The sequence below is a fragment of the Streptomyces sp. NPDC045022 genome (assembly GCF_056432605.1).
Genome location: NZ_JBWKIR010000008.1, coordinates 127,256 through 149,682 on the forward strand (window position 1 = coordinate 127,256; position 22,427 = coordinate 149,682).

10 protein-coding genes are annotated in these 22,427 nt (G+C 73.6%); 8 read left to right on the forward strand and 2 right to left on the reverse strand.

The features are described 5' to 3' along the window. Positions 1–58: 58 nt before the first annotated feature. From AC07C1_RS16845 to AC07C1_RS16880, 8 genes are all read left to right on the forward strand, one after another. Positions 59–4,627 (forward strand): non-ribosomal peptide synthetase, encoded by a 4,569-nt coding sequence (locus AC07C1_RS16845; RefSeq protein ID WP_478939673.1) that lies wholly within the window; start codon positions 59–61, stop codon positions 4,625–4,627. Further along, positions 4,624–10,152 carry a non-ribosomal peptide synthetase gene (locus tag AC07C1_RS16850; protein WP_478939675.1) on the forward strand — a complete coding sequence of 1,843 codons (5,529 nt, stop codon included), beginning with the start codon at positions 4,624–4,626 and terminating at the stop codon, positions 10,150–10,152. The genes AC07C1_RS16845 and AC07C1_RS16850 overlap by 4 nt, the downstream gene beginning before the upstream one ends. Continuing rightward, positions 10,149–11,213, forward strand: a complete 1,065-nt coding sequence (locus AC07C1_RS16855; RefSeq protein ID WP_478939677.1) for a Gfo/Idh/MocA family oxidoreductase — start codon at positions 10,149–10,151, stop codon at positions 11,211–11,213. Before AC07C1_RS16850 ends, AC07C1_RS16855 begins: the two co-directional genes overlap by 4 nt. 70 nt (positions 11,214–11,283) lie before the next feature. Then, entirely contained in the window at positions 11,284–12,747 is a 1,464-nt protein-coding gene (locus tag AC07C1_RS16860) for an MFS transporter (protein ID WP_478939679.1), read from the forward strand. Further along, the gene (locus AC07C1_RS16865) at positions 12,744–14,537 is read left to right on the forward strand and encodes an ABC transporter ATP-binding protein (RefSeq protein WP_478939680.1); all 1,794 of its coding nucleotides are present in this window, start codon (positions 12,744–12,746) and stop codon (positions 14,535–14,537) included. Before AC07C1_RS16860 ends, AC07C1_RS16865 begins: the two co-directional genes overlap by 4 nt. Then, positions 14,534–16,249 carry an ABC transporter ATP-binding protein gene (locus AC07C1_RS16870; protein ID WP_478939682.1) on the forward strand — a complete coding sequence of 572 codons (1,716 nt, stop codon included), beginning with the start codon at positions 14,534–14,536 and terminating at the stop codon, positions 16,247–16,249. The genes AC07C1_RS16865 and AC07C1_RS16870 overlap by 4 nt, the downstream gene beginning before the upstream one ends. A gap of 7 nt (positions 16,250–16,256) precedes the next feature. Beyond that, complete coding sequence (locus tag AC07C1_RS16875) at positions 16,257–17,063, forward strand: thioesterase II family protein (protein ID WP_478939683.1); 807 nt, start codon at positions 16,257–16,259, stop codon at positions 17,061–17,063. A gap of 87 nt (positions 17,064–17,150) precedes the next feature. Further along, a complete protein-coding gene (locus AC07C1_RS16880; protein ID WP_478939685.1) occupies positions 17,151–18,764 on the forward strand; it encodes a (2,3-dihydroxybenzoyl)adenylate synthase in 1,614 nt (537 codons plus the stop codon). Positions 18,765–18,842: 78 nt separating this feature from the next. On the opposite strand, the gene AC07C1_RS16885 is transcribed toward AC07C1_RS16880, so the two are convergent. Both AC07C1_RS16885 and AC07C1_RS16890 read right to left on the reverse strand, forming a co-directional pair. Beyond that, positions 18,843–19,508 (reverse strand): TetR/AcrR family transcriptional regulator, encoded by a 666-nt coding sequence (locus AC07C1_RS16885; RefSeq protein WP_478939687.1) that lies wholly within the window; start codon positions 19,506–19,508, stop codon positions 18,843–18,845. Between the two features lie 428 nt (positions 19,509–19,936). Further along, a complete protein-coding gene (locus AC07C1_RS16890; protein ID WP_478939688.1) occupies positions 19,937–21,631 on the reverse strand; it encodes a DUF885 domain-containing protein in 1,695 nt (564 codons plus the stop codon). Between the last annotated feature and the right edge of the window lie 796 nt (positions 21,632–22,427).

Consider the following 22,427-nt stretch of genomic DNA (forward strand, 5'->3'; position numbering starts at 1 on the left):
CATCGCCGGGGCGGGGCGCAAAGCCGTTCGCATGAGATCGACGAACCGGAGTGAATGGATGTCACAGGAGATGGTGTCGCCCCAGGCCGTGACCACGGCAGCGCTCGTATGGGATCCGGAGACCCTGCGACAGGAGGTCTCCCGGTTGCTGGGCACGGAACTGAGCCCCGCCGACGATGACGTCAACCTCTTCGAAGTCGGCCTGCAGTCCATGCAGTTGATGCGCCTGATCAATCGGCTCAACCGCGCCGGCGCCCGGGTCGACTTCAGACGTCTGTCGGCGGATCCGCGGCTGTCGGCGTGGTGCGAGCTGCTGAAGGGCACGGCCGGTCCGACGCCCCCGCCGGACGGGACCCCGACCCCGGCCCGGGGCGTCCCCGTCGACGAAGGGGGCGGCTTCCCGCTCACCGCCGTGCAGCAGGCGTACTGGATCGGGCGCGGCGACGACCAGCCCCTGGGCGGGGTCGGCTGTCATGCCTACCTGGAGATGGACACCCAGGAGGTCGACCCCGCCCGCCTGGAGACCGCGGTGCGCGCCCTGACGGACCTGCACCCCATGCTGCGGGCGAGTTTCGCGGCCGATGCGACGCAGCGCGTCCTGCCGCGGTCGCCCTGGCCCGGGCTGACCGTGCACGACTTCCGCGCCCGCTCCGAGGAGGCCGCCCACCGCTCGCTGGAGGAGCTGCGCGACCGGCTCTCGCACCGCCGCCTGGAGGTGGCGGCCGGCGAGGTCCTGGACGTGCAGCTGAGCCGGCTGCCCGGGTCCGCCGACCGGCTGCACCTCAACGTCGACCTGCTCGTCGCCGATGTGCACAGCATCCGGCTGCTCCTCGCGGACCTGGCGGCCCTGTACGAAGACCCCGCGTCGGTACCGGAGCTGACGTACACCTTCGGCCAGTACCTCCACGACCGGGCCGGGACCCGCGAGACCGAGCGCGAGACGGCGCGCGCCTACTGGCGGCGACGGCTGCCGGACCTGCCCGGCGGTCCGCGGCTGCCGCTGGCCGTGGAGCCCGCCGACCTCCCGGTCACCCGCTTCGTACGACGCACCCGCGAGCTGGCCCCCGGCGAGTGGCGCGCCCTGCAGCGGCGGGCCGCCCGGGCCGGCGTCACGCCCGCCGTGCTCCTGGCCACGGCCTTCTCCGAGGTCCTCGCCCGCTGGAGCGGCGAGGAGCGGTTCCTGCTCAATCTGCCCCTCTTCGACCGCGACCTGGAGGCGCATCCGCACATCGGGCGCATCGTCGCGGACTTCACCAGCCTCGTGCTGCTGGAGGTCGACCTGACCCGGGGCGACCGCTTCGAGGAACGCGCCCTGGCCGTGCAGAAGCAGCTGCACGAGGACGTGGCGCACGCCGCGTACACCGGCGTGGACGTGCTGCGCGACTTCGTCCGCGCCGACGTCGACGCGCCGCGCAGCGCGCCGGTCGTCTTCGCCTGCAACCTCGACGCCCCACTGGTCCCCGACGCCTTCGCCGAGCGTTTCGGTGAGCTGTCCTGGATGCTCTCCCAGACCCCGCAGGTCTGGCTCGACCACCAGGTCTATGCCACCCGGGACGGGGGGCTGCTGCTCGCCTGGGACACCGTGGACGACCTGTTCCCCGCGGGCATGCCGGCCGCCATGATGGACGCGTACACGACGCTGCTGCACGACCTCGCCGCGAACGGCGAGGGCATCGGCCCGGACCTCGCCCTGCCCGGCGCGCAGCGCCGCCGCCGCGACGAGGTGAACTCCGCGAACCGCGCGCACAGCGGCCGCCTGCTCCACACGGCCTTCTTCGAGCACGCCGGCGAGCGGGCGGCCGAGCCCGCGCTGCTGTGGCACGACAGCGGGCGGCTCACCCACGGCGAACTGGCCGAACGCGCCCTGCGCATCGCGGGAGCCCTGGCCCGGCGGGGCGCGGGACGAGGCGCGTCCGTGGTGGTCACGGCGCCCAAGGGCCCGGACCAGATCGCCGCGGTCCTCGGCGTCCTCGCCGCGGGCGCCGCCTACGTCCCCGTCGGTGTCGACCAGCCGGCCGCGCGACGCGCCCGCATCCTGGACCTCAGCGGCGCCCGGCTCGTCCTGGACGGCGCGGGTGTCCCGCAGCCGCAGACCCCGGGCACCGAGGTGCTCACCCTCGCCGAGGCACTGGCCGAGGAGCCGCTCGAAGCCCCCGTGTCCGCCGCGCCGGAGGACACCGCGTACGTCATCTTCACCTCGGGCTCCACCGGCACGCCCAAGGGTGTCGAGGTGAGCCACCGGGCCGCGGTCAACACCGTCGAGGACATCGATGAGCGGTTCCGCGTCGGCGCGGGGGACCGGGTGCTGGCCGTCTCCGCGCTGGACTTCGACCTCTCGGTGTGGGACATCTTCGGACCGCTGGCCGAGGGCGGCGCCCTGGTCCTGGTGGACGAGTCCGACCGGCGGGACGCGAACCAGTGGCTGACTCTGTGCGCCCGGCACGGGGTGACCGTCTGGAACAGCGTTCCCGCGCTGCTGGACATGCTGCTCACCGCGGCGGACGGGGCCCCACTGCCTCCTTCGCTGCGGCTGGCCATGCTGTCGGGCGACTGGATCGGCCTGGACCTGCCCGGACGGCTGACCGCCGCGACGGACGGGCGATGTCGGCTCGTCGGGCTCGGCGGCGCCACCGAAGCCGCGATCTGGTCCAACGCGTACGAGATCACCGAGGTGCCCGCGCAGTGGGTCTCCGTCCCCTACGGAAAGCCCCTGCGCAACCAGAGGTTCCGGGTCGTCGACGGCCGGGGCCGCGACTGCCCCGACTGGGTGCCGGGCGAGCTGTGGATCGGTGGCGACGGCGTGGCCCTCGGCTACCGGGGGGAGCCGGACCTGACGGCCCAGCGCTTTCCCGTCGTGGCCGGGGAGCGCTGGTACCGCACCGGCGACCTCGGCCGCTACTGGCCCGACGGGAACCTGGAGTTCCTGGGCCGGCTCGACCACCAGGTGAAGATCAACGGCTTCCGGGTCGAACTCGGCGAGATAGAGGCCGGACTGCAGACCCACCCCGAAGTCTCCTCGGCCGTCGTCGTCACGGTCGGCGACCGCCGCCGCGAACTGATGGCCGCCGTCGTGGAGCGCGCCCCGGGCCACGGCCTCGCCCAGGAGAACGGCACCGACGACGCCGAGCCGGCGCAGCACCCGGACGGCCGGCCCGCACACGACACCGAGCTGCTCGAACTGCGGCTCGTCGAGACGGTGCTGGCCGAGCTGATCACCGCCGTCGTGGTCCCCGCCCCCGCCCCCGCCGCGACCATGCCGGTGCGCGAGCAGCAACGCCCCGTCCTGGACGCCTGGCTCGACCAGCTCGCCCGGCTCGACGTCGTACGGCGCGACGGCGGCGCGGTCCGTCCCGGCCCGCGGTGGGCCGAGGTGCGCGCCCCGGAGCGGTTCGGGGTGCTGCGGGAGCGGGCGGCCGGCACCCATCTGGAGCCGGTGGCGAACGCGCTGGCCTGGGCGGTCCCGATGCTGGCCGCCGTCCTCACGGGCGAGGCCCACGCCTCGGTGCTGCTGGACGACCCGGTGCTGTCACCGGAGGGCCTGGCCGACGCCATGCCGGGGACCAGGACCTGCCTCGCGGCCATCGCGGCCGACCTGCGGGCGGACGCGGCGGACGGGCCCGTGACCGTCGCCGACTGGGACGCGGCGAGCGGCCTCGGCGCCGCGCGGCTGCTCGCCGGCCTCGAACCCGGCACCGTCGACTACACGCTGCTCGGTTCGTCCACCACGCTCCTGGCGACGGCCGACGCCCGGCTCGCGGACTCCGGGCACCGGGTGCGCACCGTCCATCAGGGTGCCCTCGTCCTGCCGGCCCCGCAGGTGCACGCCTACGACGCGGTGGTGGCCGCCAACGTCCTGCACCGGATGCCGAACCCCGAGACCGCCGCCGCCACCATGGCGTTGCTGCTCAGGCCCGGAGGCCGGCTCCACATCCTGGAACGCACCCGCCTCACCCCGCTGGCGCTGCTCATCGCCCTGCCGCTCGAGGCGGAGGCCGGCCGGCTCCGGCCGGGCGGGCCGAGCGCGTCCTGGCTGCACTCCGGGCCGCGGTGGGCGAGGGCGTGCGCCGCCGCCGGACTCGTCCACGCACGCGTGGTGCGCACGGAGGCCACCGGAGAGGTCCTCGTGACGGCACAACGACCCGCCGGAACCGGTGGCCTGGACCCGGAGGAACTCCGCCGCTGGCTGGCCGACCGGGTGCCGGCGCACATGGTCCCGGGCCACTTCGCGGCGCTGCCCGTGCTGCCGCTGAGCGCCAACGGCAAGGTCGACCGGCGGGCCGTGCAGAGCATGCTCGCCTCCCTGGCCGTTCAGCCGCGGGAGTCCGCGGAGCCGCCCCGGGGAGCCACGGAGCAGTCCGTCGCCGGGCTGTGGACGAAGCTGCTCGGCGTCCCCTCGGTGGGCCGCGACGAGAACTTCTTCGGGCTCGGCGGCGACAGCCTCCTCGCCACCCGGCTGGTGACCGAGGTCCACCGGGTCCTCGGCGTCGAACTGCCCATGCGGGACGTGATGCGCGCACCGACCGTCGCCGCAATGGGCGCGCTGATCGAGGGGCTGCGCTCCGCGGCCCGGGACATGACGCCGGGGGAGCAGACCCTGGCCGGTGACTTCGAGGAGGGTGTGCTGTGACCGTCGGTGAGCTGATCAGCGAGTTCGAGCGGGCCGGGATCCGGGTCTGGCGGGAGGGGCAGCAGCTGCGGTTCCGTGCGCCGCGGGGCGCCATGACGGACGAACTCCTCGCGGCCCTGCGTGGCCGCAAGGAGCAGCTCCTGTCCGAACTGCCCGACCAGGCCGCGGCCGACGGGGCGTGTACCAACGGCTCGGCCGCCCCCGAGACCGGGTGGCAGGCCGAGCCGGGGGACCGCCACGAGCCCTTCCCGCTGACGGACATCCAGTCCGCCTATCTGCTGGGCCGGGACGAGGCCTTCGACTACGGAGGCGTCTCCTGCCACATCTACCTGGAGTTCCGGCGCCCCGCCGGCCTCGACCCCGAGCAGCTGCAACAGGCCTGGGACAGCCTGGTCGAGCGCCACGACATGCTGCGGTCGGTCATCTCGCAGGACGGCACCCAGCGCATCGCACCGGCCCTCGCCGACACCCGCATCCAGGTCACCGACCTGCGGCAGACCTCCGCCGAGGCCGCGTCCGAAGCGACGGCCGCCGTCCGCGAGGAACTGTCCCACCGGGTGCATCCGGCGGGCGAACGACCCATGTACGAGCTGAGGCTGACGCGGCTCGCGGACCACAGCCTGCTGCACCTGTCGATGGACTTCATGGTGCTGGACTGGATCAGCATCCAGCTGCTGCTGACGGAACTGGACCGCCGCTACGAGGAGCCCGGCTGCCGGCTGCCGCCCATCGACGCCACCTTCCGCGACTACGTCGCCGCGGAACGCCGGCTGCGCGACACCGAGCGCTACGCGCGCGACCGCGCCTACTGGTGGGACCGGGTCGACGACCTGCCCGCCGCGCCGGCCCTGCCCCTGGCCGACGGCCACACCCCGGCCGACACGCCACCCCGGTTCCGCCGGCTGGCCACCTCGCTGACCGCGGACGGCTGGCGGGCGCTGAAGACCAGGGCGGCCGCACACGGCATCACCGCGGCCAATGCCGTGCTCGCCGCGTATGCCGAGACGATCGGCCGCTGGAGCACCGCCGACCGGTTCAGTCTGGGGCTCACCGTCCTGAACCGGATGCCTCTCCATCCGCACGTGGACCGGCTGCTCGGCGACTTCACCTCGGTGAGTCTGCTCGCGGTGGACCAGTCGGAGCGAGCCGCCTTCACCGACCGGGCCCGGAGCCTGGGCGAGCAGTTGTTCGAGGACCTCGACCACCGTCTGTGCGGCGGTGTCGAGGTGCTGCGCGAACTCGCCCGGCGCCGGGGACGCGAAGCCGCCCTGATGCCCGTGGTGTTCACCGGCGGCATCGGCGTCGTGGGCCGGGCCCTCGGGGAGGGAGCCGAGCGGCTCCGGCCGGTGTACGGGATCAGTCAGACACCCCAGGTGTGGATCGACTGCCAGGCCACCGACCAGTTCGGCGGCCTGGAGGTCAACTGGGACATCCGTGAGGGCGTGTTCCCCGACGGCCTGGTGGACGACATGTTCACCGCGTTCGCGCGGCTCCTGCACCGGCTCGCGGAGCAGGACGCGCCCTGGACCGCGGCCGATCCGCTGGGCCTGCCCGAGCGGCAGCGGGCCCGCCGGAACGCCGTCAACGCCACGGCGGCCCCGGAGCCCGGCGGCCTGCTGCACGAGCCGCTGGTGGAGTACGCCAGGAGGTTCCCCGACGAGACCGCGGTCATCGACGCTGCCGGTTCGATGACGTACGGGCAGTGGCTCGGCCGGGCCGCACGGGTGGCCGGGGAACTGCGGGCCGCGGGCTGCCGTCCCGGGGATTTCGTCGCCGTCCTCATCGACAAGGGCCGGGACCAGGTCATCGGCGTCCTGGGCGCCCTGCTCGCGGGCGGGGTGTACGTTCCGGTGGACATCGCGCAGCCGCAGGTGCGCCGGGACCGGATCCTCACCGGCTGCGGGGCCCGGCACGCGGTCGTGTCGGACGCCGCTCTGGCGGGCACGCTGCCGGCGGACTGCCGCCCGGTCGACGTGTCCGCCGCCGCGCCGCTCCCCCTGTCCGACATCCCCGGCGAGCGTCCGGTGGGGCCCGGCGAGCTGGCCTACGTGATCCACACCTCCGGCTCGACCGGTGAGCCCAAGGGCGTGATGATCAGTCACCGGGCCGCCGCGAACACCGTGCACGACATCAACGTGCGCTTCGAGGTCGGTGCCGGCGACCGCGTCCTCGGTCTCGCCGCGCTGGGCTTCGACCTGTCCGTGTACGACCTGTTCGGGCCGACGGCGCTCGGCGCGGCCCTGGTGCTGCCCGACCCCGCCCGCCGCGGCGACCCCTCCCACTGGGCGGACCTGGCGGAACACCACGGGGTCACGCTGTGGAACTCCGTCCCCGCCCAGCTGCAGATGCTCGCCCACTACCTCGACGCCGAACCCCGCGAGCTGAACCGGCTGCGGCTCGCGCTGCTGTCGGGCGACTGGATCCCGCTGGCGCTGCCCGCCCACGCGGGGCGTCACCTGCCCGGCGCCGAACTGGTCAGCCTGGGCGGAGCGACCGAGGCCGCGATCTGGTCGATCCACCACCGCATCCGCCGCATCGAGCCGCACTGGCGCAGCGTCCCCTACGGCACCCCGCTCGCCAACCAGGGTTTCCGGATCCTCGACAGCGCCCTGCGCGACCGCCCCGACCTGGCCGTCGGTGAGCTGTACATCACCGGCGTCGGGCTGGCCGAGGGCTACCTCAACGACCCCGAGCGCACCGCCGAACGGTTCCCGCGGCACCCGGCGACCGGGGAGCGCCTCTACCGCACGGGTGACCTCGGGCGCTATCTGCCGGACGGCGAGATCGAGTTCCTCGGCCGCGCCGACCAGCAGGTCAAGATCCGGGGACACCGCGTCGAACTCGGTGAGATCGACGCGGTCCTCGGCGAGCACCCGGCGGTCGGTTCCAGCGCCGTCCTGGTGGAGGGCACCGAGGCACTCGAGCGTTCTCTCGTCGCCTTCGTGGAACCGGCGGTCCGCGCCGGCACGCCCGACTCCTCGGTGGCCGGTGCCGTCGCGGCCGCGGCCGCCGCCGTGAGCGCCGCGCCACTGGAGGACAGCGCCCCCGACGCCGGGCGGGTCGCCGCGTATGTGGCACACCTGGACCGCGCCTTCCTGCTCTCCATGGCCGATGCGCTGGCCCTCTCCGGGCTCTTCGCGGGGCAGGAGGCCCTCGCCGAGGCGGAACTGATCCGCCGGCTCCGGGTCGACGAACGGCACCACGGACTGCTGCGCCGCTGGCTGCACGCCCTGGAGCGGGCCGGCCTCGTATACGGCGGGCCCGGCGAAGGCACCTGGCGGGGAGGGGCCGCGCCCCACCGCGCCGAGGTCGACCGCGCCTGGGCCGAGCTGGCCGCGCACGCTCCCGCCGAGGTCTGCCCGCCCCCGCTGCTCACGTACTTCCGCGCCCACTCCGACGCCCTGCCCGCCCTGCTGCGCGGCGAGGAGGAGGCCGTACGGCTGTTCTTCCCCGGCGGGAGCCAGGAGGTGGCGCGTGCCTGGTACGCCGACAACCTGGCCGCGCGACGCCTGCTCGCGACGCTCGGGGCCGCCGTCGGCGGCGCGGCGAGCGGGGTGCGGGACCGGCCGCTGCGGGTGCTCGAGGTCGGAGGCGGCATCGGAGCCGCCACCGGGCCCGTCCTGGACGCCCTGGGCGACCGGCCGGTGGACTATCTGTTCACCGATGTCTCGGAGTACTTCCTCGCCGACGCGCGGCAGCGGTTCGGCGGGCGGCCCGGGATGCGCTTCGGCCTGTTCGACATGAACCGGGACCCCCGGTCGCAGGGCCTGCTGCCCAACTCCTTCGACGTCGTCCTGAGCGCCGGTGCCCTCAACAACGCCCGCGACACCGCGCAGGTCATCGACCGGCTGCGGACGCTGCTCGCTCCCCGGGGATGGCTCTGCCTGCTCGAGATGACCAGGGAGCACCCGGAGATCACGGCCACCCAGGCGTTCATGATGGAGGAGCCCGAGGACCTGCGGCGTGAGCAGGGCAACCTGTTCGTCCACGAGGAACAGTGGCGCCGGCTGCTCACCGAGGCGGGCGCCGGGGACGTGCTGACCCTGCCGGGCCCGGACGACCGCTTCGCCGCGCTCGGGCAAGGGGTGTTCGCCGCGTCCTTCAAGCAGGACCGCGCCGAGCTGAACGCCGACGACGTCGGCCGGTGGGTGGCCGGACGGCTGCCCGCCCACATGGTCCCGGCGCACATCCAGGTGGTGGACGCGCTGCCGCTGACCTCCAACGGCAAGGTCGACCGCAAACGGCTGCTCGGCTGGGTGCCGCGGCGCGGTGAACGCGCCGCCGACCGGACGGCCGAGCCGCCGCGCCCCGGGGTGGAGCGGCGCGTGGCCGAACTCTGGGCGGAGCTGCTCGGCGGTGAACTCCCCGACCGGGAGCAGGGGTTCTTCGACGCGGGCGGCGACTCGCTGCTCGCGGCGCGACTGGTGGGTCGGGTGCGCGAGTGCGTGCCCGAGGCGGCGGCCGTCTCCTTCGACGTCCTGCTGCGCGCGCTGCTGCACACCCCGACGGTCGCCGGCCTGGCCGACCGGCTCACGGCCCCGGCGGATTCCGGCACCCGGACGGCCGGCCACCCGTCCGCGCTCGTCGGCCGGCCGTCCGCGCTGGTCGACCTGGGCGGCAGCGGGACCGGTCCGCTGCGGCTGCTGGTGCACGAGGGGCTGGGGACCCTCGCGCCGTACCGCCCGCTGATCAAGGAGCTGACGGCCGACGGCCCCCTGGTGGGACTCGCCGTACCGGACAGCGACGGCTATCTCGAACTCGCCCCGCACCGGCTCGTCGAGGACCTGGCCGCCCGGTACGCACGCGAGGTGCTCGCCGCGGGGCATCGCGAGGTCGAGGTGGTGGGCTACTGCTCCGGAGGGCTGATCGCCGCCGAACTGGCCCGCGCGCTCAGCGAGGGCGGGGCCGCGGTGCGCGGGCTGACCGTGGTGTCCAGCTATCGCATTCCGTACCGGCTGGACGACGAGCTGATGGTCGACTACGCCTTCGCCCGCGTCATGGGCGGAGACCTGGAGGCACTCGGCTGGCCCGCCGACGAGGGCGACATGGGCCGGGCACTCGCCGCGGCGCTGGCCCGTTCCCCGAAGGCGCTCGAACCGGGGATCTTCGCCCAACTCGACGGGGACGACCGGCTGGAGTCCGTCGCCGAACGCTTCCGGCTGCTGGGCCGGCGCTCCCGTGAGGAGCGACGGGAGTCCCTGCACCGGGCGCTGGCCCACACCGAGGCGGGCCTGGGCGACGTCGGCCAGGTGGCCGCGCTGCACCGGGTCTTCGAGCACACCGTCGAGGCCGTCACGCACTACGACCCGCTGCCCTACGCGGGCGACATCACCTTCCTGCGGCCGCTCGCGCCCACGCACTTCATCCCCGGATTCCAGGACGACATGACGCGTTTCTGGCGGGAGCTGTGCCTGGGTGAACTCACGGTCGTCGACGTGCCGGGCGACCACTTCACCTGCGTCCAGCCGCCGCACGTGGCGCGGACCGCCGCGGCGCTCACCCTGCGCTCCGGAGCCGGGCGATGAGCGGCCGGGAACGCGCCCCGCTGCGCGTCGTGGTGTGCGGCACCCGCTTCGGGCAGGTGTACCTGTCGGCGCTGCGCCGGTGCCCGCAGCGCTATCAGCTCGCCGGCATCGTCGCTCGCGGCGGCGCCCGGTCCGTGGCCCTCGCCGAGGAGTACGGCGTGCCGCTGTACTCCTCGGTCGACCAGCTGCCCGGGGACGTGGACGCCGCCTGCGTGGTGGTCTCCAGTTCCGTGGGCGGCGGCCAGGGAGCGGTGCTGGCCCGGCAGTTGATGGAGCGCGGGGTGCATGTCCTGCAGGAGCACCCGGTGCATCCGGCCGAGTTGGCGGACTGTCTGCGCACGGCGCGCGGCACCGGGACGCAGTACCTGCTGAACACGTTCTACCCGCACGTGGAGCCCGTACGGCGCTTCGTCGCCGCGGCACGGCGGCTCGTGGAGCTGCGGACGCCGGTCTTCGTGGACGCGATGTGCGCCGTCCAGGTCTCCTTCGACCTGCTGGACATCCTCGGCGAGATCTTCGGCGGGGTCCGCCCCTGGTCGCTGACGGCGCCCGCCGCGGCCGAGGGCCGCCCGCTCACCTCCGTGGACGCCACCGTCGCCGGGGTCCCGCTGACCCTGCGGGTGGAGAACCGGATGGAGTCCGGTGACGACAGCACCAGCCTCCTCCTGCACCGTGTCACCGTCGGCACGGACGCCGGGAATCTGACCCTGGTCAACACCCACGGCCCCGTGGTCTGGAGCCCCGTACCGCGCACCGTGCCGGACGCCGTGGGCAGGTTCCTGCCCGGCCCGGGCCCCAGTGCCGAGGTGCTCGGGCCCGCCGAGGCGCCGTCCTGGAAGACGGTGCTGGAGGAGGTGTGGCCGGACGGTGTGCTGCACGCCCTGGACGAGCTGGCGGCGCGGATCGCCGAGGGCGGGGATCCGCTGCGCGGCGCCCAGCGGCATCTGACGGTGGCCCAGGCCTGGCAGGACCTCACCGGGGTCCTCGGATATCCGCAGGAGGTCAGTCCCCGGCCGGGCGCCCCGGTGACGGCCGCCGACCTGCTCCCCGCCTCGGGGTGACAAGGGTTTGCGCCCCCGATACAGTTATCGTACGCGTACAAATAATGCGTACGAGAATCATGGAGGAGCAGTGAACGAGAAAGGTCTGAGACGGGGTCGAGTGCTCCTCGCGGTGGCCCTGGCGCAGTTCACGGTCACGATGGTGATGTCGATCGTGAACGTGGCGCTCCCCGCCATCCGCACCGGCCTGGGATTCGACCCGGATCAGCTCTCGTGGGTCATCAACGCGTACTCGCTGGTCTTCGGCGGTCTGCTGCTGCTGGGCGGCCGCGCGGCCGACGTGTACGGACAGCGCCGGCTGCTGGTGCTCGGCGCCGTGGTGTTCGCCGTGGCGTCGCTCGGCGGAACGCTGGCCCAGAACCCCGCCGAGATGATCGTCGCCCGGGTGGTGCAGGGTCTGGGCGCCGCCGCCATGGCGCCCGCCGCCCTCGCCGTGCTCACCACCACCCAGCGGGAAGGAAGGGAACGCACCAGGGCGCTGGGCGTGTACGCCGCGGTGTCCGCCGTCGGCGGTGCGGTGGGCGTGCTCGCCGGCGGGCTGCTCACCGAGTACGGCGGCTGGCGCTGGGTCATGTTCGTCAACGTGCCGCTGGCCCTGTCCGTCGCCTGGCTGGCCATGCGTCACGTACCCGCCGGCACCGCCGCGGGGCCGCGCCGGCTCGACGCCCTCGGCGCCGTCCTCGGCACCGGAGGAATCGGACTGCTCGTCCTGGGCGTCGTCCGCACCAACGAGAACGCCTGGACCTCGGGCACCACCATCGGGACCCTCGCGGGGGCGGCGGCGCTGCTTCTCGCCTTCGTCCTGGTCGAGACGCGGTCGTCGACGACCGACCCGCTGGTCCGGTTCGGGCTGCTGGCCCGGCGCGGCATCGGTGGCGCCAATCTCTTCCTGCTGCTGGTCTGCGCGGGGCAGTTCGCGGGCTTCTACTTCGTCTCGCTCTACCTCCAGCAGGTGCTCGCGCTGAAGCCGGTCGCCACCGGTGCGGCGTTCCTGCCCTTCTGCGCCGGCATGATCGCCGGAAGCGCGGTCTCGACCCGGTTGCTGAGCACCCTCGGAGCCAAGGCCCTGCTCGTGCCGGGCGGTCTCGTGGCGGCCGCCGGCTTCGGCTGGTTCGGTCTGATCAGCCCCTCGGGCAGCTTCATGGCCGACATCCTCGGCCCGTCCCTCGTCGCCGGCTTCGGCATCGGCGTGTGCTTCGTGCCGCCGACCAGCACGGCCACCGACGGGCTGCCGCCGCACGAGGCGGGGATGGCCTCCGCGCTGCTCAACAGTGCCCGGCAGATCGGCGGCGCGCTCGGCCTGGCCGTGCTCGTGACCGTCCAGGTCCAGCACACCGACGGCGCCCTCCGGGCCGGCGACTCACCCAAGGAAGCCATGACCAGCGGGTTCGGCGTGGGGCTCGGCCTGGCCGGCGGAATCCTGGCCGTGGCCGCGCTCGTGGCGGCCGTCGTCCTGCCCTCGCGCGCCCGCAAGGCCGTGCCGGCACAGCCGGCCGGCGGCGTCGGCGCCCCGGCGGCGGAGGTGCGGCAGTGACCACCGAAGCACCCTCCGCCGGGCAGGGGCTCACCGGGCTGCTGCGGCCGCACCGGCTCGGCCTGACCGCCGTCCTGGCGCTGCAGATCGTCAGCGCCCTCGGGGGCCTCGCCCCGCTGATCGCCGTCGTGGAACTGGGACGCGCGCTGCTGCTGCCCGGCCCGGTGGACGAGGGCCACGTGTGGGCCGTCGTCACCGTCGGCGGCATCGGACTGCTCGTCCGCGTCCTGTTCGGCGCCGCGTCCTCGGGGATCGGGCACGTCATCGACGGCGAGCTCCAGCTGTCCCTGCGGCGGGTGCTCGCCGAGCACCTCGGCCGGGTGCCCCTCGGCTGGTACGCGCGTCGCAGCTCCGGCGAACTCGGCCAGGTCGTGCAGAGCGACGTGGGCGATCTGCACCCGCTGACCGCCCACACCCCCGGGGAGATCACCTCGGCGGTCGTCGTGCCGCTGGCCTCCCTGGTCTACCTGTTCGTCATCGACTGGCGGCTCACCCTGGTCGCGCTGGTCCCGGTGCTGCTCGGCCTGGTGCTGAACCTCATGCTCATGTCGGAGGGCCGGCGCCGTGACCAACTCGCCCTGGACGCGGCCATGGGCCGGATCGCCGGCTCCGCCGTCGAGTTCGTCGAGGGAATCTCCGTGGTGAAGGCCTTCGGCGGAAAGGGCCGCGCGCATCGCGCCTTCATCCAGGCGGCGGACGACTTCGCCGACTACTTCCTGGGCTGGGTGCGCGGTGTGGCGGCCCTCGGCGCCCTGGCCTCCCTGGTGCTGTCCCCGCCGTTCGTCCTGGTCGTCGTCCTCACCGGCGGCGCGGTGCTGATCACCGGCGACGCCATGCCGCCCGCCGACCTGCTGCCCTTCCTGCTGCTGGGGCTCGGCCTGACCGCCCCGGTCGCCGCGCTCGGACACGGTCTGGACGACGTGCAGGCGGCCCAGCGGGCGGCCGGCCGGATCCAGGCCCTGCTGCGGGTGGCACCGCTGCCCGAGCCGAGCAGCCCGGTGGCGCCCCGCGGGCACCGGGTGGAGCTGCGCGACGTCGGCTTCTCCTACGAGCCCGGACACGAGGTCCTGCGCGGCATCGACCTCGTCCTCGAACAGGGCACCGTCACCGCCCTGGTGGGCCCCTCCGGCAGCGGCAAGTCCACCCTGGCCCAGCTGTTGCCGCGGTTCTTCGACCCGACACGCGGAACCGTCCTGCTCGGCGGCGTCGACCTGCGGGACATCGCGGCACGGGACCTGTACCGCATGGTCTCCTTCGTCCTCCAGGACGTCCGGCTGCTCCGCGCCAGCGTGGCCGACAACATCTCCCTCGCGGTCCCGCACGCCGACCGCGACGACGTCGTCCGCGCGGCCCGCCTCGCCCGCATCCATGACCGGATCCTCGAACTGCCCCGCGGCTACGACTCCGTGATCGGCGAGGACGCGGGGCTGTCCGGGGGAGAGGCCCAGCGCATCTCCATCGCCCGTGCCCTGCTCACCGACGCCCCGGTGCTGGTGCTCGACGAGGCCACCGCGTTCGCCGACCCCCGTACCGAGCACGACGTGCGGCGCGCCCTGGACACGCTCAGGGAGAACCGCACCCAACTGGTCATCGCCCACCGTTTGGAGACCATCGCCGAGGCCGACACCGTCGTCGTGCTGGAGAACGGAGCCGTGACGGAACGTGGCACCCCCGCCGAACTCCTGGCACGGGACGGCAAGTTCGCGGCGATGTGGGAGGCTCAGCAGGCCTGGCCCGACAGTGCGCCGCAGGACCGAGGAGAAGCCACCGAGGGAGGCGAGTACCGGTGATCCGTCTGTTGCTGCGCGTCCTCGGTGACGAGTACGCCCGTCCACTGCGCCGCACGCTCTCCCTGATGACCGCGACCGCGGTGGCCGAGGGCCTCTCGTACGCCCTGCTGGTCCCGCTGCTCCGTGCCCTCTTCGGCAGTGAGCCGAAGGACGCCTGGCCCTGGCTGGGCTCCTTCGCGGCCGCCGCGGCCGTCTGCGCCGTGCTGCGCTACCGCGCGGACGTGTCCGGCTTCCGTGCCGGGGCCACCCTCTCCCGCGGCCTGCACCACCGGCTGGGTGACCATCTGGCCCGGCTGCCCCTGGGCTGGTTCACCCCGCGCCGCGTGGGGGACGTGACCGTCCTCGCCAGCCGCAGCGTGCTGCAGGCGATGGCTGTTCCGGCCCACCGCCTCCAGCCACTCATCGGTGCCTGCGTGACACCGTTCACCGTGGTCGCCGTGATGCTCTGCTACGACTGGCGGCTGGGCCTGGCCGCCCTCGTGGCCGTACCCGTCGTCGCCGCCACGCTGATCTGGACCGGCCGGGCCACCGCCGCCCAGGACGCGGAACGCGCGCGGCGGGGCGACGAGGCGGCCGGACGCGTCATCGAGTACGTCCGCGCCCAGCCGGTGCTGCGCGTGGGCGGCCGGACCACCGAACGGTTCCGGCTGCTGGACGACGCGCTCGACGGACAGCGACGCGCGGCACGACGCTCCGCGCTGTCGGCGCTGCCCGGCGTACTGGGACTGTCCTTCACCGTGCAGGCCGTGTTCACCGGGCTGCTGGTGCTGGGCACCTGGCTCGCCCTGGGCGGACGGATCCAGCCGGCCGAGGTGCTCGCGCTGCTGGTGCTGGCCGCCCGCTGCGTGGATCCGCTGCTGTCACTGTCCGACCTGAGCGGGCAGATGCGGGCGTCGCGCGGCGAGCTGGAGCGGCTGGACGCCGTGCTCGAGGAGAAACCACTGCCGGAACCCGGGAAACCGGTCGAGCCGCACCACAACGACCTCGCCTTCGACTCGGTCGGCTTCCGCCGCGGTGGCCGCACGGTGCTCGACGGGGTCTCCCTGACCGTGCCCGAGGGCACGCGCCTCGCGGTGGTCGGCCCCTCGGGCGCGGGCAAGACCACGCTGCTGCAACTCCTCGCGCGATTCCACGACGTGGACGCCGGCGCCGTCCGGTTCGGCGGTGTGGACGTACGCGACATCGGCACCGACCACCTGATGAGCCGCGTCTCCGCCGTCTTCCAGAACGTCTACCTGTTCGACGGCACCATCGAGGAGAACGTATGTCTCGGCCGCCCCGGTGCCACCGACGACGAGGTCCGGGCCGCCGCGGCGGCCGCCCGCCTGGACGAGGTCGTGGCCCGGCTCCCGGACGGCTGGTCCACCCGGGTGGGCGAGGGCGGCGCGGTGCTCTCCGGCGGCGAACGCCAGCGTGTCTCCATTGCCCGGGCGTTGCTGAAGGACGCCCCGGTCGTCCTGCTGGACGAGGCGACCTCCGGACTGGACCCGGAGAACGAGCGGGCCGTCCAGGACGGCATCGACCGCCTGCTGACGGGGCGGACGGTCGTCGTGGTCGCCCACCGGCTGCGGACCGTCCGGCAGGCGGACAGCATCGCCTTCCTGGACGACGGACGCATCGTCGAACAGGGCACCCACGACGAGCTGTTGCGTCGACAGGGCCGCTACGCCCAGTTCTGGCAGGTCTCCCTGGCCCCCGTACCGAGTGAGTGAGGCAGACATGTTCACCCAACCCCCGATATCGGCCCGGGGCGGGACGGCGATCCGCCGCCCGGTGCCCCGCATGTGCGCGAGAGCCCGGGTGCTGTGCTTCCCGCACGCCGGCGGCGCCGCGAGCCATTACCGCGGGTGGGCCGCGGACGCCCCCTGGGACGTCGAGTTCGCGGTGATCCAGTACCCGGGCCGCGAGGACCGGTACGAGGAGCCGGCGCCCACCGACATGGCGGCGCTGGCCGGCGCGATCACCGGCGAACTCCTGGCGGACCAGGAGGGAGCACGCCTGCCCACGGTGCTGTTCGGGCACAGCATGGGCGCGGCCGTGGCGTACGAGGTCGCCCGGGGACTGACCGCCGTGGACCGGGCGCCCGCCGCCCTGGTGGTGTCCGGCCGCCCTGCCCCGAGGCTGTCGCGGCCGGGCACGGTGCACCTCGGCAGCGACGACGACCTGCTGGCCGATCTGCGCCGCCTCGGCGGCACCAGCAGCGGCATCCTGGACAACGAGTCCCTGATGACAGCCGTCCTGCCCACCATCCGCCGCGACTACCAGCTCATCGAGACGTACCGGCCGCTGCCCGGCGTCCCGCTGCGTGTCCCGGTCACCGTCCTGTACGGCGACCGGGACCCCGAGATCGACCAGCGGGAGGCCGCGGCGTGGCGCGAGGCCACCGAGGGCCCCTGCGACCTGCACGTCCTCCCGGGGGACCACTTCTACCTCGAGGCGCACCGCCGGCAGGTGCTCGACCACGTCGTGGCGCAGGCCCGTGACGCGGCGGCCGAGTCGCCCGCGGTATGGCCCAGCATGCCGTGACCCGTACGGCTGCGGCGCGCGGCGACGAAGCCGGCACCCGGCCCGGCCCGGGCCGACCGATCCCAGCGAACACTTGGGGGGACCCCGATGAGCGAAGACCTTGTGAGCCCGCCCGCCGCCGTGACCCGGCGGTATCAGCAGCTCGGATACTGGACGGGCGAGACGCTCGGCGAGTGGCCGTCCGGGATGCCCGGCCGCGGCGCCCGGACCGCCCTCGTCACCGCGGAGCGGCACGTCACCTTCGGCGAACTCGATCTGGCCGCCGACCGGATGGCGGCGGGGCTGCGCGCACGCGGACTGCGGGCCGGCGAGCGCGTGGTCGTACAGCTGCCCAACACCCCCGAGTTCGTGGTGCTCTCGCTGGCGCTGTTCCGCCTGGGCGCCCTGCCGGTGTTCGCGCTCCCGGCGCACCGCGAGGCGGAGATCACCCATCTGGTGGACACGGCGGAGGCGACGGTCTACGTCTGCCCCTCCGAGTCCCTGGACGGCGAGTACGGACGGCTCGCCAAAGAGGTGGCGGCCCGCTGCGCCACCTTGCGGGAGGTGCTGGTCGCGGGCGGGTCCGGCTCCTTCCGGGCGCTCGGCGAGGTGGACGCGGAGCCGGCCGAACTGCCCGCGCCCGACCCGCTCGACGTGGCGCTGTTCCTGCTGTCCGGCGGTACCACGGGCCGGCCGAAACTGATACCGCGCACCCACGCCGACTACACGTACCAGATGCGGGAGAGCGCGCGGTTGTGCGGCTTCGGCCCGGACAGCCGGTACCTGGCGGCGCTGCCCGCGGCACACAACTTCGCGCTGGCCTGCCCCGGCGTGCTCGGAGTGCTGCGGCTCGGCGGAACGGCCGTCCTGGCGGCGGCCCCGACCCCGGACGTGTGCTTCCCGCTCATCGAGCAGGCCCGGGCGACGGACACCTCTCTCGTCCCGCCGCTGCTGCCGCTGTGGCTGGAAGCCACGGAGTGGAACGACTGCGACCTCTCCTCGCTGCGGCTGCTCCAGGTCGGCGGCGCCAAGCTCGACGCCGACACGGCACGGCAGGTGCCCGCCGCACTCGGCTGCACGCTGCAGCAGGTCTACGGCATGGCCGAGGGCCTGCTCAACTTCACCCGGCTGGACGACCCCTGGGACGTCGTGTGCCGCACACAGGGGCGCCCGCTGTCACCGGCCGACGAGGTCCTGGTGCTACGGCAGGACGGCCGGCCCGCCGCCCCGGGGGAGCCCGGTGAGCTGCTCACCCGCGGCCCCTACACCCTGCGCGGCTACTACCGGGCGCCCGAGCACAACCGGGTCCGCTTCACCGAGGACGGCTACTACCGGACCGGCGACCTGGTGACCCGCACGGCCGACGGAAACCTCGAAGTGGTCGGCCGCGTCAACGACGTGGTCAACCGGGGCGGTGAAAAGGTGCCGGCGCAGGAACTGGAGGAGCACCTGGGCGCCGACCCCCGCATCGCGGCCGCCGCGGTCATCGCGCTGCCCGACGAACTGATGGGGGAGTGCACGTGCGCGTGCGTCGTGCCCGCGGGCGCCGGTGATCCGCCGACGCTCCGGGAGGTGCAGGCCGCCCTGCGGACCCGCGGCATCGCCGCCTACAAGCTGCCCGACCGTCTGGTGGTGCGGGCCGAACTGCCGCTGACGGCGGTGGGCAAGGTCGACAAGAAGGCGCTGCGGGAGCAGGTGCTCGCCGAGGGCTCGGCCGGCTGAGCCGGACACGAGCCGCATGTGCGCGCGGCCCGTCGGGGGCTCTCCCCCCTGACGGGCCGCGCGGCGCGAGAACCCGGATCAGACGCGGGCGATCAGCCCGTCGATCACCGCTTCCAGGCCCTGACGGTGGGTGTCGCGGGCGGTGAGCTCGGCCCACCGGCCGGCGAGGGACGCGAGCCGGGGGTACGCGTCCGTCGACAGGGCGGCGAACGCCCGGTCCCGGTGCGAGGGCTGCTCGATCTCGGCCTGCCGGCGCGCACGGGTCACACGGATCATCAGCTCGCCCACGGTGTAGTACCAGACGGTGCGGTACGCGTCGACGGCCTGATCCGGGGTGAGGCCGCAGCCGACGGCGGCGTCCACCATCGCTTCGACGATCCACAGCGCGGACGTGGCCATGAGGTCGTCCGAGGCGAGCACCTCGACGATCCAGGGGCAGTCGGCGAGCACGTCGTGCAGCAGCTGGCCCGCGGCGATCATCCGGTCGCGCGGTTCCTCGGGCAGCTCCGGGCGGCGGATGCTCCGAGCGTGCGCCTCCAGCAGGAGCAGCAGCAGCTCGTCCTTGTCGCGCACATGGTGGTAGAGCGCCATCGGGGTGCTGCTGAGCTCTTTCGCCAGGCGTCTCATCGACAGGCTGTCGGCACCTTCCGCCGCCAACAGGTGCTGCGCGGCCGCGATGATCGCCTCTTGCGACAACCGGGGCGGACGGCCGGTTCTGCCAGTGCGCTTGGTTCGGGGCTGCATCCGTCCATCTTCCTTCGCGGCTTGGTGAGCGATCCCGCGGCCGTCACAAAGGGGGGCGCGGCAGGCGACGGCGATCCGGTCGGGAGGGGGCCCGGGCCCCGCAGGTGGTTCGGTGGTCCCAGCCGGCGCTGGAAAGCGGGGCCGTTGCCGCCGGGGAACAGATCGGGCGCCGGATGGGCAGGACCCGCTGCCGGCCGCCCTGACGTCGCAACCTGGCGAGGTGCTCTAACACGCCAGGGAGTACGGAGAACTTCCCCCTCGGGACGCTTGGGCGACACCACCCTAGCATCAGGCCATTCGGCGCACCGGCGGTCTGTCCCCCCCCCGGACGGTGATGGCCGGCCGGGGGACCCGGTGTCACCGCCTGTTCGGTGGCACCGGGGACCCGCTGCACGCGCTCGCGGCCCGCGCCGCGAACCGAGGGGTGCTCAGAGCGCAGAGATCTCGCTCAGCAGGTCGTCCAGGCCCAGTGAGCCCTGCGACAGCGCCGCCATGTGCCAGGCCTTGAGGTCGAAGTCCGCGCCGTGCCGGGCGCGGGCCGCCTCCCGGCCCTCGAGCCAGACCCGCTCGCCGAGCTTGTAGCCGATGGCCTGGCCCGCCATGCCCTGATAACGGATGATCTCGCTCTCCACGTAGTCGGCCGGACGGCTGCTGTGGCCGGCGAGGAACTCCTGGGCCAGGGCGGGCGTCCACCGCTCGCCCGGGTGGAAGGGGGAGTCCGCCGGGATCCGCAGCCGCAGATGCATCCCGATGTCGATGATGACGCGGATGGCACGGTGCATCTGCGCGTCCAGATAGCCCAGCCGCCGTTCGGCGCTGGTCAGGAAGCCCAGCTCGTCCATGAGGCGCTCGGCGTACAGCGCCCAGCCCTCGGCGTTGGCGCTGACGATGCCCACGGTGGTCTGGTACCGGGAGAGGCTGTCGGCGACATGTGCCCACTGGGCCAGCTGGAGGTGATGGCCGGGTACGCCCTCGTGGTACCAGGTGGTGACCAGGTCGTAGGCCGGGAAGCGGGTCTCGCCCATCGTCGGCAGCCAGGTGCGGCCGGGCCGGGAGAAGTCCAGCGACGGCTCGGTGTAGTAGGGGGCGGCGGCGCTGCCCGGTGGAGCGATGCGTGACTCCACCCGGCGCACCCGCTCGGCCAGCTCGAAGTGGGTGCCGTCCAGCGCGTCGATGGCCTCGTCCATCAGCGACTGGAGCCACTGCCGGGTCTCCTCGACGCCCTCGACGGCCTCGCCGTGCTGGTCGCACCAGGCCAGTGCCTCCCAGGGGGTCCGGGCGCCCGGCAGCACCTTCCCGGCCTCGGCCCGCATCTCGGCGAGCAGACGATGGAACTCGGCCCAGCCGTACGCGTAGGCCTCGTCCAGGTCGAGGTCGGTGCCGTTGTAGTAGCGCGCGAGACGGCTGTAGCGTTCCCGGCCGACGACGTCCGGTGCGCCCTCGACGGCCGGGGCGTAGCTGTCCCGGAACCAGTCGCGCAACTCCACCAGGGCGCCGGTGGCGACCGCGGCGGCCGCGGTCAGCTCCTCGCGCAGCCGCTCGGGCCCCGGGTCGGTGAACTGCGCGAACCAGCTACGGTCCGTACCGATCCAGTCGGCCAACTGATCGATGACGGTGGCGACTTGGCGCGGTCCCGCGGGCAGCTCGCGCCGGCGGCCGGCGTCCAGGGAGGCCCGGTACCCCTCCAGCGCGTCCGGCACGGCGCGCAGCCGCCGGGCGATCGCCGCCCAGTCCTCGTCGGTGTCGGTGGGGGTGATCGTGAAGACATCGCGGACCCGGTGCAGCGGTGAGCTGAGGTTGCTGACCGTACGCAGCCCCTCGCCCGCCTCGTGCACCGCGAGTTCGGCGGTGAGCCGCTCGCGCAGCAGCCGGGCGCAGCGCCGCTCGGTGACGCTGTCCGCGCCGGGCGCGGCCTCGGCCGCGGTGAGCCGCTCCAGGGTGGTACGGGCGAGCTGGGCCACGGCTTCCTGGCCCGCCGGCGAGAAGTCGGTGAGCCGGCCGGAACTCTCGGCGACGCCGAGAAAGGTGCCGGTGATCGGGTCCAGGTCGACGAGGGCGTCGACGTGGGCGTCGGCGACCTGGCGGGGCAGCTGACTGCCCCTGGGTGTGGTGGAGTTGGGCATGCGGGCCATCCTCTTACGGACGCGTCTGCCATGTCACCGTCAACACGCTGGGCGCGCCTGTCGCTTTGCCGGTGACAACCGACCGTCCTCCGGCTAGTATTATCGTACGTGTACAACGTACGGGTACGGAAACTCGGGGGAAGTGGGTGTCTCGGGCGGGGCTGAACCGGGCAGGGCGCCGCTGAACCTGTCGATGTGCCGGCCGGTGCTCGAGCGAGATTCCACCATGAGCCGCGACGGCCGGGGTTGCCATCCCCCGTCGGCCCCTGCCGTCGCTTTCCCATTCTGTCTTCGCCGCTTCGGCGTTCTCGCATTTACCGGCCGACGGCCGTTCTGTCCGAATGAAAGATCAACGAATCTTCCGTGGAGTGGCCGCGGGTAAACGTGAAGATTCCTTGTGCGGTGCGTTGAGTAAGTGTGCTTGGCTGGGTATACTCGCCAACTGGTTCGGTCGGTGCGGTAACGGCATCGACATGACGGTCACTGACTCGGGGGAAGCGATGTCTGGTCGACGCGCAGCGAGAATGAATTACCGGTCTTTCACGGTCCGAGCGATCAGTCAATTCCGCAGCGCGTACGGCCCGAGCGGCGAGGTGGCCGCTCTACGCGGGTAAAGCCCCCCGCTCTCCGGCATGAGTCGAGTGGCATCGCATTTTCGTGCATTGACCAAGTGAAGCGCGATCCACTCCCTGTCGAAATCCGCCTTTTGGTGTGCACGGGCGGCGGCGCATTTTCTCGGTCGAGGCATGTGCCGTTTCCCTGCCTGTAATCCAACGTTTCCTGTACCGCCTGCCCG